This window comes from Halomonas sp. DP4Y7-1 (assembly GCF_019800705.1).
Lineage (GTDB): Bacteria > Pseudomonadota > Gammaproteobacteria > Pseudomonadales > Halomonadaceae > Halomonas > Halomonas litopenaei_A.
In genome coordinates, this window is the sequence record NZ_JAHVKS010000011.1 from 132,258 (window position 1) to 143,426 (window position 11,169).

The 11,169-nt window shown below is 60.5% G+C and carries 10 protein-coding genes; 5 read left to right on the plus strand and 5 right to left on the minus strand.

Annotation, left to right across the window (positions count from 1 at the left end; all coding sequences use genetic code 11):
* The first annotated feature begins 46 nt into the window (after nucleotides 1–46).
* The 3 genes from KUV72_RS18165 (at nucleotide 47) to KUV72_RS18175 (ending at nucleotide 5,626) form a co-directional block, all read left to right on the plus strand.
* Nucleotides 47–1,375, plus strand: a complete 1,329-nt coding sequence (locus KUV72_RS18165; protein WP_222239308.1) for an efflux RND transporter periplasmic adaptor subunit — start codon at nucleotides 47–49, stop codon at nucleotides 1,373–1,375.
* Nucleotides 1,372–4,599 (plus strand): efflux RND transporter permease subunit, encoded by a 3,228-nt coding sequence (locus KUV72_RS18170; RefSeq protein WP_222239309.1) that lies wholly within the window; start codon nucleotides 1,372–1,374, stop codon nucleotides 4,597–4,599. Before KUV72_RS18165 ends, KUV72_RS18170 begins: the two co-directional genes overlap by 4 nt.
* 295 nt (nucleotides 4,600–4,894) lie before the next feature.
* A complete protein-coding gene (locus tag KUV72_RS18175; RefSeq protein WP_224852167.1) occupies nucleotides 4,895–5,626 on the plus strand; it encodes a hypothetical protein in 732 nt (243 codons plus the stop codon).
* A 14-nt stretch (nucleotides 5,627–5,640) separates the two neighbouring features.
* Here the strand turns inward: KUV72_RS18175 and KUV72_RS18180 are convergent, their stop codons facing one another.
* On the minus strand, nucleotides 5,641–6,264 hold the full coding sequence (locus KUV72_RS18180) for a TetR family transcriptional regulator (protein ID WP_206944332.1): 624 nt from the start codon (nucleotides 6,262–6,264) through the stop codon (nucleotides 5,641–5,643).
* 182 nt (nucleotides 6,265–6,446) lie between these two features.
* On the opposite strand from KUV72_RS18180, the gene KUV72_RS18185 reads away from it, so the two are divergent.
* A complete protein-coding gene (locus KUV72_RS18185; protein ID WP_206944329.1) occupies nucleotides 6,447–7,481 on the plus strand; it encodes a succinylglutamate desuccinylase/aspartoacylase family protein in 1,035 nt (344 codons plus the stop codon).
* Between the two features lie 85 nt (nucleotides 7,482–7,566).
* Here KUV72_RS18185 and dusA read toward each other — a convergent pair whose 3' ends face one another.
* Nucleotides 7,567–8,571 (minus strand): tRNA dihydrouridine(20/20a) synthase DusA, encoded by a 1,005-nt coding sequence (gene dusA, locus KUV72_RS18190; protein WP_261317563.1) that lies wholly within the window; start codon nucleotides 8,569–8,571, stop codon nucleotides 7,567–7,569.
* 142 nt (nucleotides 8,572–8,713) lie between these two features.
* On the opposite strand from dusA, the gene KUV72_RS20020 reads away from it, so the two are divergent.
* A complete protein-coding gene (locus KUV72_RS20020; RefSeq protein WP_315857940.1) occupies nucleotides 8,714–9,757 on the plus strand; it encodes a site-specific integrase in 1,044 nt (347 codons plus the stop codon).
* A gap of 5 nt (nucleotides 9,758–9,762) precedes the next feature.
* Here KUV72_RS20020 and KUV72_RS18200 read toward each other — a convergent pair whose 3' ends face one another.
* The 3 genes from KUV72_RS18200 to KUV72_RS18210 form a co-directional block, all read right to left on the minus strand.
* The gene (locus KUV72_RS18200; protein ID WP_222239312.1) at nucleotides 9,763–10,437 is read right to left on the minus strand and encodes a hypothetical protein; all 675 of its coding nucleotides are present in this window, start codon (nucleotides 10,435–10,437) and stop codon (nucleotides 9,763–9,765) included.
* A gap of 87 nt (nucleotides 10,438–10,524) precedes the next feature.
* Nucleotides 10,525–10,782 (minus strand): pyocin activator PrtN family protein, encoded by a 258-nt coding sequence (locus tag KUV72_RS18205; RefSeq protein WP_222239313.1) that lies wholly within the window; start codon nucleotides 10,780–10,782, stop codon nucleotides 10,525–10,527.
* Entirely contained in the window at nucleotides 10,779–11,012 is a 234-nt protein-coding gene (locus tag KUV72_RS18210; protein WP_222239314.1) for a hypothetical protein, read from the minus strand. Before KUV72_RS18210 ends, KUV72_RS18205 begins: the two co-directional genes overlap by 4 nt.
* Between the last annotated feature and the right edge of the window lie 157 nt (nucleotides 11,013–11,169).

Below are 11,169 nucleotides of genomic sequence, written 5' to 3' on the forward strand. Positions count from 1 at the left end.
GATGTCTTTCAGCCTTACGACATCACGAACCCCAAGGAATGACGGGATGAAAACCACCATGACGCGCGGTCGCCCCTGGGCCGCACTGGCGGCGGCGCTGCTGCTGGCTGGCTGTGGCCAGGATGAAGGACAGTCTGACGCCCAGGCGGGCGGCCAGCCGCCGGCAAAGCCTATTGAAGTGGCTGAGCTGGCCTATCAGGACATTCCGCTGGACAAATCGTACCCCTCCAAGTTGATGAGCGAGCAGGAGGTCACGCTCGTGGCGCGCGTCACTGGTGTGCTGGAAGAGCGCAAGTTCGAGCCCGGCGATCAGGTGGAGAAGGGCGATAGCCTGTATACGATCGAGCCTGACCTGTATGAGGCAACGGTAGCGCAGCGTGAGGCAGATCTGGCCAGCGCCCAGGCCGAGGTGGCTCGGGCGGACCGTGATGCCAACCGTTTCCAGCAGCTGGCCGCGCAGAACTCTGTCAGCCGCCAGCAGGTGGATCAGGCATTGGCGGACGCGCGGGTAGCACGTGCCAGCGTGGCCCAGGCCGAGGCGGCCCTGAAGAGTGCCCAGCTTGACCTGAACTATGCGGATGTCACGGCCCCAGTGTCCGGCGTGATTGGCTTGAGCGAAGTCAACGTCGGCAACCTGGTGTCGCCGAATACCGAGTTGGCCACCATTACCCCTCTGGACCCGCTCGAGGTGCGCTTCCAAATGCCCCAGAACGATGCCTTCGAGCTGCGTCGTCAGCTTGAAGACATGAGCATCGAAGACATTGCTGCCTCGCTGGAAGCGTTCTCTTCTCGCGGTGAGGCACCCACTGTATTGAGCGGTCACCTGGACTTTCTGGGGTCCCGAGTCGATGCCGAGACCAGCACGGTGCAGGCAGAGGCTACCTTCGCCAATCCTGACGGCGCGGTGCTGCCCGGTCAGTATGTTCGGGTGAAGATTCAGGGACTCGCGCGCTTCGGTGTGCTGGCGGTTCCCGAGCTGGCGTTGACTCAGGGGCTGATGGGACCGCAGGTATACGTGCTGGATGACGACAACGTCGCCCGCGCGCGCCCGGTGCAGCTGGGTGAACTGGCCGGTCCGTGGCAGATCATCCTGGATGGCGTCGAGCCTGGCGAGCGTGTGGTGGTCGGCGATCCGGGCAGCTTGAAGCCAGGCACCCCGATTGACCCGCAACCCTTTGACGGTGATGCCGAGGCGCTGATGCAGGCGGCCCAGTACGACGAGCAGCAGGCACAGCAAGGTGGCCAGGGTGGCGCAGGACAGGCGGCCGGCGAGCAGGCTGAGGCCGCTGCGGGAGAGGGCGCCGACCAGGCGTCAATGGAGGCACCGCAGGGCAACCAGGAGGCCGAGGAGGCTGAAGGAGAGGGCAACGAATGAATTTCGCCAACTTCTTCATCAAACGGCCGATCTTTGCCTCGGTCCTGGCGATCATCCTGACCATCATCGGTGCGATGAGCATGCGGGTACTGCCGATCGAGCAGTATCCCAGCGTGGTGCCTCCGACGGTGTCGGTGAGCGCGACCTTCCCGGGGGCTGACGCAGAGACCGTGGCGCAAACCGTTGCTGCTCCCCTGGCGGAAGCCATCAACGGCGTCGAGAACATGCTCTACATGAACTCGACCAGCTCCGATAACGGCTCCATGAGCCTGAGTGTCGCCTTCGATATCGGCACTGACGGTGATATCAATACCATCAACGTCAACAATCGGGTGCAAGGGGCGCTGTCCCAGTTGCCCGAGGCGGTGCAGGAGCAAGGGGTTCAGGTCGAGTTGCGTTCTAGCTCGATCCTGATGCTGGTGTCGTTGATCTCTCCCCAGGGAGACTACGACAACATCTACATGCAGAACTACGCCACCCTCAACATTCTCGATGAGCTGCGCCAGATTCCCGGCGTCGGTGAGGCCGAGGTGCTGGGCGGCGGCGAGTTTGCCATGCGCATCTGGATGGACCCGAACAAGCTGGCCGAGTACGACCTGACGCCGACTGAAGTGGCGGCGGCGATCCGCGCCCAGAACACGGAAGTGCCTGCGGGCAGCCTGGCGTCGACACCCATCGACAGCCCGCGAGCCTTTACCTACACCATCACCGCCGGCGGACGTCTGTCCAGTGCCGACGACTTCCGCAACATCCTGCTGCGTACCAACGAAGACGGGTCTGCACTGCGTCTGGATGATGTGGCTCGCATCGAGCTGGGCGCCTCCTTCTATGGTGTCGAAGCGCGTCTTAACGGCGCCATCATGACGCCGATCATGATTCAGCAGCAGCCTGGCGCCAATGCGCTGCATACCGCGGATCTGGTGAAGGAGAAAATGACGGAGCTGGAAGGGCGCTTCCCGCCGGGGCTGGAATTCGTGGTGCCCTACGACACCACGCTGTTCATTGATGCGTCGGTGGAAACCGTCTTCCACACCTTTATCGAAGCCTTCCTGATTGTTGGCGTCATTCTGTTCATCTTCCTGCAGAACTGGCGTTTTACCGTGATCGCCATGTCGGTGGTGCCGGTGTCTGTGCTGGCGACCTTTGCAGGCTTCTATGCGTTCGGCTTCTCGATCAACCTGCTGACCCTGTTTGCCCTGGTGCTGTCGATAGGCATCGTGGTGGATGACGCCATCCTGGTGGTAGAGAACGTCGAGCGAGTGCTCTCCGAAGACGAAGACATCAGCGTTCGTCAGGCGACGGTTCAGGCCATGAAGGAAGTGGGCGGTCCGGTCATTGCGACGTCATTGATCATGGCGGCGGTGTTCGTGCCGGTGGCGTTCCTTGGTGGCTTCACCGGGCAGATCTATCAGCAGTTCGCGTTGACCATCGCCATATCGGTGGCCTTCTCGGCGCTGATGGCGTTGACCTTCACTCCGGCCCTGTCCGCGATCTTCATCAAGCATGACCTGCACAAGAAAGAATCCGGTTTCATGCGTGCGGTGCGCACCCCGCTGAGGCTGTTCGATCGCTTCTTCGACGGGGTCACCAAGCTGTTCATGCTGGCGGTGAAAGGCCTGGTCAAGGCCTGGATACTGACCCTGGCGCTGGTGGCCCTGGTGGGCGTCGGTTCGTTCTGGCTGTACGAGAACACGCCGTCGACCCTGGTGCCCGAGACCGATCAGGGCATTGCCTTGGCGGCCGTCAGTCTGCCGGACTCGGCGTCGCTGAGTCGTACCAAGGCCTACATGGCGGAAGTCAGCAAGCGTATCGAGGAGGTGCCCGGTGTGAGGTATTCATCGGCCATCGCTGGCTACGACATGCTGACCAGCTCGGTCAATACGGCCCGCGGCATCATCTTCATCAACATGGATAACTGGGACGAGCGGGAGACCACCGTTGATGACTTGATCGGACGGATCTTCCAGATCGGTGCCGAGGTGGATGGCGGTACGGTCATGGCCTTCAATATGCCGCCGATCATTGGTCTCTCCACCACTGGCGGGTTCACCGGCTACCTGCAGTCGTTCTCCGGTGCCACACCCGAGGAGATCTACCAGGCCTCGCTCAAGGTCATGCAGGCAGCCAATCAGGACCCGGCGCTGAATCAGGTGTTCTCGACGTTCAGTGTCAACGTGCCGTCATTCCGGGCTGATATCGACCAGCAGAAGGCGCTGAGCTACGGCGTGTCGCTGACCGACCTGAACGCGACCTTGTCGAATACCTTCGGTAACGGCTTCGTCAACTTCTTCAGCTACCAGAACCGTAACTTCCAGGTGTACCTGCAGAACGAGGCGGAGTACCGCGACACCCCGGACGACATCAACAATGTCTACGTGCGTGGTGGCAATGGCGAGCGGATTCCGCTGTCCGAGTTCGTGACTCTCGAGCGCAAGGCGGCGCCTGCCGTGGTGACCCGCTTTGGGGTCTACTCGGCGGCGCAGTTCCAGGGCGGTCCTGCTGAGGGCTATTCCTCCACCCAGGCGATCCAGGCCATGGAGAGGATTGTCGAGGACACCCTGGGCAGTGACTGGGGGATGGGCTGGACCGGTACTGCCTATCAGGAAAGCGAGGCAGGCAACGCCGGTACCATCGCCATTATCTTCGGCATGGTCATGGTATTCCTGATTCTGGCGGCCCAGTACGAAAGCTGGTCCTTGCCGCTGGCGGTGCTGACGGCAACGCCCTTTGCCTTCCTCGGTGGCATCGCGGGTATTGCCATGCGTGGACTGGACACCAGCGTGTACGTCCAGATCGGGGTACTGGTGGTGATCGGCCTTGCGGCCAAGAACGCTATCCTGATCGTCGAGTTTGCCGAGCTGCAACGCAAGGAAATGGGCAAGAGCATACGTGAGGCGGCCATCACCGCGGCTGAGCTGCGTTTCCGCCCCATCGTCATGACCTCCATGGCCTTCATCTTCGGCACCTTGCCATTGGCCATGGCGACCGGCGCCAGTGATACCAGTAGCCACCACATCGGTACCACGGTGGCGATGGGCATGGCGTCGGTGGCGGTGCTGGGCAGCTGCTTCGTGCCATCCTTCTACGCCATGATCGCAACGCTGTCGCACAAGCTATTCGGCAGCAACTCGTCCCACGACGAGGGCGAAGATAGAAGCGGCGACAGGGGTGATGACAGGGGTGATGACAGAGATGATCAAGAGCAACGTCCGACGACCCCCTGATAGCGTTACTTGCTTTGTCTGCACGTGGTGCTGACCAAGGCGCCGTCCCATTGGGACGGCGCCTTTTTTCTTTCCACCGGGCCGGCTTTCGGGGCAGGCCGACGCACGCAGAGAGCATATATCAAGGCCTCGGCGCATCGCTTGCTGCAGCGCAACACGTTGTCCGGTAACGAAAAAATCCACACCGCCCGGTCGAGGTTTGCCGTAGAGAGCGCTATGCTTTTATCAGACACTAAACGAGTGGCATCGGCTGCTGGGCAGGTGGAAGGCCCACCCTTCGCCACGGGAGAGACGTATGAATATCGCGATCATCCAGGAAACGGCATTCAGCTTTCCGCTTATTCTGTTCACGCTGCTACTGCCCGTGGTCCTGATCTACTGGTTGCTGGTCGCCGTCAGGGTGGCACCGTTGCAGCTGTTTGAGCGCGATAGCCTGAGAGACGACCACCTGGCCAGCACTATGGTGTCGCTTGGGTTTGCTGGCGTGCCCGTCACCATGGCGCTTTCTGTGTTGTTCGTGTACGCGGCGGTCATCACGCTGGTTGCCGAGCTACTGGTGTTGCGCTGGTTTGATCTGGCGCTGGTGATCGTGCCTTTGGGTATTGCGGTATTGTGGGGAGCCTTTGCTCTTGCGTCACCACTTGCGGCCAAGAGTTGCCGCGCGTTGTTGCGCCATTACCGTGACCGGCCTTCGTTCAACCAGCGGTGCCTGCTGGGTGAGCGAGTGCAAGTGGTGGGCTTTGTCGATCAGCAGGGATGTTGTCGAGCGGTGCTGTGTTCCGATGGCACGCGGGAGGTTTGCCTCAGGGGCAAGCCCGGCTCAATGCCCAAGGAAGGAGAGGTGCGGGTGCTGGTCAAGTACCTGGATGAACAAGATGGATTTCGTTCAGTCGCCGAGCGCGAGTTTCTCGATGCGCGCACGCGCCTGGTGCGACTCAAGCTGATCGAGCGCCATGAGCCGGTGCCACCCCAGGACAATGCCGAGAGCAGGCAACATCGTCATTACCACGGACATCACCAGCACTGACCGGTGCTGCGCTGCTATGGCGTCTCACTGCTGCCGATCAGGGTGATAAGGTCATCCACCAGCGCCGGGCCGCGCTGGCTGAGCGAGAACGCATCGGGTACTCGCAGCCATTCCCAGAACAGCCCGCTGAGGGCATAGTGGAATAAGTCAGTGGCGCGCTCCGGGCTTAGCCCCGGGCGCAGTTGATGGCGCTCTTCTGCCTGTTGAAACTGCCTAAGCAAGGCCTGACAGGTTTCTCTGGCTATCTCTGCCTTTGCCTGCAGCGGGTCGAAGTCATCGGTACGTTCGCAATGGTGCAGCAAGATGCCGTGCACGCGTCGGTGTCTCGGGGTATCGCACTGCTTCAGACCGGTGTGGCAGCCCAAGCGCACCGCTTCCAGTGGCCGATGGCCCACCTCTGCGTGATCAAGGTTGTTCAGCAGGTCCTCAAAGGGAAGGTGAACACGTTCCAGCATGGCGCGGAACAGATCGCCCTTGTTGCGGAAGTGCCAATACAGCGCGCCGCGGGTCACCCCCGCCCGTCGGGAAATCTGGTCCAACGAGGCACGTGCCACGCCGCGTTCGAGAAACACCTCCTCGGCGGCATCGAGCAGGGCGGCTCGGGTAGCGGCAGCTTCTTCCTTGGTACGGCGGGCCATGTGGGCGGGCAACTCCAGCGGTATCGTCAAGTAACGTATTCTACCGGACTCACCGAATGAGTTCAGTGACGTCGATGAGTGATGCGAGGTAAATTGGACTCGTTTTGGAGACGGCGTGGGCGTATAAGAACGAACATGCCGTCCGCCTGTAGACGGACCGATAAGGTGACCAAGGAGCCTGTATGGCGAGAGCCCCTTTTGAACTGGCCGGAGTCACGGTCAAGCCCGGCAGTCGCGCGCAGATCGATGTGCCCGTGGCCAAGCTTTATACCCACGCCCCTTTGGATATCCCCGTAGAAGTGGTCCACGGACGGCAGGCAGGTCCTACCCTGTTGGTATGTGGCGCCATTCACGGCGATGAGATCAACGGCGTTGAAATTGTCCGTCGGCTACTGCGCTCCCGCCAGATCAACCGCTTGAGGGGCACCCTGATCGCGGTGCCTATCGTCAATATTTTTGGATTCGTGCAACACAGCCGGTACCTGCCTGATCGACGCGATCTTAATCGCTGTTTTCCCGGGAGTGAGTCGGGGTCTTTGGGCGGGCGTATTGCGGCGCTGTTTCGTGAACAGATTGTCGATCACGCGACTCACATCATCGATTTGCACACGGGCGCGATTCATCGCACTAACTTGCCACAGATTCGCGCGCAGCTTGGTGATGCCGGCGAAGAAACGCGACGCATGGCGGATGCCTTCGGGGCTCCGGTCATCCTCAATGCGGAACTGCGCGAGGGAAGCCTTCGCCACTATGCCCAGAGTCGCGGTACGCCGGTGTTGACCTATGAAGCGGGTGAAGCACTGCGCTTTGACGAATGGGCGATCACCGCAGGGGTTCGCGGCGTTCAACGGGTCATGCGCAGGCTTGGAATGCTCACCGGCGAGCAGCGCCGTCGCGCACCGCCTGCCGCTGAAGTCGCCAATGGATCGAGCTGGGCGAGGGCGCCTATAGACGGCATTCTGCGTCCCAAGGTGCGACTTGGCGCACGGGTAGCCAAGGGCCAGGTACTGGGGAAGGTAGCAGACCCCTTCGGCGAGACCGAAGGCGAGGTCTTGGCCATGGCTGACGGCATCGTGATCGGCATGAGTCGACTGCCTCTGGCCAACGAGGGGGAGGCGCTATTTCACGTCGCTCGGTTTGATGCCATCGAAGAGGCCGAGAGTGCCATCGAGACGTTTCAGTCCAGCCTGGAACCACCGCCGGACGCCCTGTATTGACGTTCCTGGGGAACCTGATGCTAACCAGCGGCCGAGCCTCGTGCTCGGCCGCTGGCGTTTAATGCCTTCAACACGGCAGCAAGGCTCAGGACTCGACGGTGTCGGGTACCAGTCCCAGCGCATCATCGAACACGGCTAGACCGGCACCTTCCTTGTGGGCATTTTCAGAGAGGTGACGACGGAACTTCCGGCCGCCAGGGCAGCCCTGGAAGAGGCCCAGAAGATGGCGTGTCATATGGTTGAGCTTGGCCCCTTCCTCCAGCCGACGCTGGATGTAGGGGCGAAGCGTCATCGCTGCCGCATGGCGGCTCTGAGCCGGGCCAGACACCCCGTAGAGGGCCTCATCGACCTGGGCCAAGAGCCAAGGATTTTGGTATGCCTCGCGTCCCACCATGACGCTGTCGACGTGCTCAAGCTGCGCTGCGCACTCCGTCAGGCTTTTGATGCCGCCATTGATCCCGATATGCAGGTCGGGCCGGTTCGCCTTAAGGCGATGGACACGTGGATAGTTGAGCGGCGGCACATCGCGGTTTTCCTTGGGCGACAGCCCCTGCAGCCACGCCTTGCGCGCATGCACGATGAACACTTCACAGCCCGCGTCGGCGACCTTGGTGATGAAGTGTTCCAGGTCTGCGTCCTCGTCCTGATCGTCGATACCAATACGACACTTCACCGTCACCGGGATCGACACCGCCTCACGCATGGCGGCCACAGCCACCGCCACCTTGTCGGGATGGCCCATCAGGCAGGCGCCGATCAGGTTATTCTGCACGCGGTCACTCGGGCAGCCGACGTTCAGGTTGACCTCATCGTAGCCCCACTCTTGAGCGATGGCCGCGCATTCCGCGAGCTCGCCCGGATCACTGCCCCCCAGCTGCAACGCCAGAGGGTGCTCCACCTTGTCATAGCCAAGAAACCGTTCACGAGGGCGACCATGCAAGATGGCACCGGTAGTCACCATCTCGGTGTACAGCAGCGCCTGGCGCGTCAGCGCACGCGCGAACACCCTGTAGTCGCGGGTAGTCCAATCCATCATCGGCGCCACTGAGAAAGTCCTATCCAGCGTGGGGCGCGGAATGTCAGGCTTCATGCGGGTTGTGGGGGTTGCCTTCTCAATCATATCTGTACATATTTACAGTAGTTTTGCCGTATTTTACTCAGTGTCTTGTCACATTCTTGGCACATGGCGCCGAGGGGATTTGTCACATTGGAGTGTGGTGATGGCGACAATAGTGAAGCGCCGAAAAAAGGACGGCAGTTTCTCATATCTGGTCCGGGTCCGCATCGCTCGGCGCGGCCAGCCCGACTACTCGGAGACCAGGACCTTCCCGAAGAAGGCTATGGCCGATGAATGGGCCAAGCGTCGCGAGATCGAGCTGGCCGCCCCGGATGGTATCGCTCAGTTGCGCTGGAAGGGCGTGACTCTGGACGACGCCATCGAGCGCTACCTGCACGAGTTCGCCCAGGGTGCCGGTCGCTCCAAGCGCGCCACCATCGAGCAGCTACGACGTTTTCCCATCTCCAGGGTAGCGATCACCGAACTTACCAGCGAACAGGTGATCGAGCACGCGGTGATGCGCCGCGACAGCGGCATCAAGCCCTCGACGATCAACCAGGATGTGGTGTGGCTGGGGATCATCCTCAAGACTGCAGCGGCGGCCTGGAAGATGCCGGTGGAGCTCAATGAGTTCGAGTCAGCCAGGCTGCTGTTGCGTACCAAGGGCGTGATCGGCAGGTCGAGTGCACGGGATCGGCGGCCAACCGCCGGGGAGCTTGAGCGAATACGCGCTTACTTCCAGCGCTCGCAACGGATCCGGCCGAGTGCCATCATCCCAATGGAGGACATCATGGATTTTGCGGTGGCCACCTCACGGCGCCAGGAGGAGATCACGCGTCTGCTATGGTCGGATCTCGACGATGAGGCCATGACCTGCTGGGTGCGTGATGCCAAGCACCCACGCCAAAAGTGGGGCAACCACAAGCGCTTCAAGCTGACACACGAGGCCATGGCCATCATCAAACGGCAGCCGCGCTTTCAAGGGGAAGACCGGCTCTTCCCCTACAACGGCAAGTCAATTGGCACCCGCTGGCGGGCGGCGACTGCCGCCTGCGGCATCGAGGACCTGCGCTTTCACGACCTGCGCCACGAAGCGACATCCCGCCTGTTCGAGGCGGGATACGAGATCGTCGAGGTGCAGCAGTTTACGCTGCACGAGAGCTGGGATGTGTTGAAGCGGTATACGCATCTGCGTCCCGAAACGCTGGAATTGAGGTAGGATGGTCAAGCCAATGAATCTACACGGTTCAACATGAGAGACAGAATAATAATAGCCAGACCGATCAAGCAGGCTATGATGTTAGCAAGTACTCTCTCACCCAGATATTGAAAATAGGGAGGGGTAGCTGTATCACTTTCGAGGCAATGAGCTATCCACCAGACGATAGTGTTGATAAAGAAAAATGCTGCCAGAAGAGCAGTACCTAGTAGGGTTTCAGGAAGGAGGTGAACGATAGACTGGTCAGTGTAGAAAAAGGATAAAAGAAACATGGCTGTGATAGCTCCCAAGGCAATTGCTCCAGCCTCTGATGCAAAGCGCAATAGCCGGATTGCACTGCTCATGAAGCCTGATTTCAGCTTGGTAAGGTAAATGAGGCCCGAGAGGTTGCCGATGATCGCAAAGGTGATCCCTGCGATAACCACCATGTTCCATAATTCCATAGAGAGCGCGCCTATGCCCGCTTCTCGAAACTGATAGTCCCCTGTCAGATAGGTTAGCCCGTCCAATAGTGCGTAACCTATGAAGCCTGGGATAGCCCAGGCTCTCAGGTACTCAGTAAGGATTTCTCGAATGGAATGGCGAACGTCTCGGTTTGGAAACAAGCTTGAGAAGGCCTCTGCTTCAGCCAATGGCCCGAGTATGTATTCTCCTGCTTGAGCAACTCTTTCTCTGAGCATGCTTCCTCCGTGAAAAGCTCCATGAAACCGCTCGCATATGCATTCGACTATACAACTTGTGTAATAGAGCTACTGGAAAGGGCAGGCTCACATGTGGACGCTTTTCCACATCTCATGCGCCTCGGCCCTCCGCTTGTCCAAGTACTTGGCAAGATCCACAGCGCTGACCAGCCAGGGAGACTTCTGAGAGTCGCCGGCGCGGTAGGTGGGTACAGGCAGGGCCTGGGCTCCGGCGCGGATGCTGGCGGTACGTGGGCTGATGCCGAAGTAGCGAGGTGCCACTTCATCGAGTGGCAGCTCGGAGCGCCCGTTGAACTCTGCCAGCAGTCCAAAGTATGTGTTCATGTTCGGCTCCTCCTTTTCCAGTGGTGATAGCGCTGCCGAATGGTCCGCAGCAACGCTGCGGACTTGGGGCGATGATCCAGCTCGGCGCGGCTGTTGACGCCGCAGGCGGCACAGAGCCAGTCGCGGGCGTCCTGTTCGTTGTGGGTGCCGTCGGGTAGCTGTTCGGCTGTCAGGCCGAACTTGTGACGCCCCCGCTGCTCAGCTGGCAGACCTTCGGAGCTAAGGTCCACTGTTCAGACTTTCGGTTGGCTCAACCTGATGCGTATCTAGGAAGACCTGAGCCAGGGACATCTTCGGTTGTCGCGAACCGTGATCGAGCATCTGGATTGGGCAGAGTGACTGACCCGCTACGACCGCTCCGGGGCGCTGTTATACCTCGACCCGCCC

Coding starts and splice junctions, on each gene's coding strand:
- KUV72_RS18165 (WP_222239308.1), top strand. CDS start 47: ATGAAAACCACCATGACGCGCGGTCGCCCCTGGGCCGCACTGGCGGCG.
- KUV72_RS18170 (WP_222239309.1), top strand. CDS start 1,372: ATGAATTTCGCCAACTTCTTCATCAAACGGCCGATCTTTGCCTCGGTC.
- KUV72_RS18175 (WP_224852167.1), top strand. CDS start 4,895: ATGAATATCGCGATCATCCAGGAAACGGCATTCAGCTTTCCGCTTATT.
- KUV72_RS18180 (WP_206944332.1), bottom strand. CDS start 6,264: ATGGCCCGCCGTACCAAGGAAGAAGCTGCCGCTACCCGAGCCGCCCTG.
- KUV72_RS18185 (WP_206944329.1), top strand. CDS start 6,447: ATGGCGAGAGCCCCTTTTGAACTGGCCGGAGTCACGGTCAAGCCCGGC.
- dusA (WP_261317563.1), bottom strand. CDS start 8,571: ATGAAGCCTGACATTCCGCGCCCCACGCTGGATAGGACTTTCTCAGTG.
- KUV72_RS18200 (WP_222239312.1), bottom strand. CDS start 10,437: ATGCTCAGAGAAAGAGTTGCTCAAGCAGGAGAATACATACTCGGGCCA.
- KUV72_RS18205 (WP_222239313.1), bottom strand. CDS start 10,782: ATGAACACATACTTTGGACTGCTGGCAGAGTTCAACGGGCGCTCCGAG.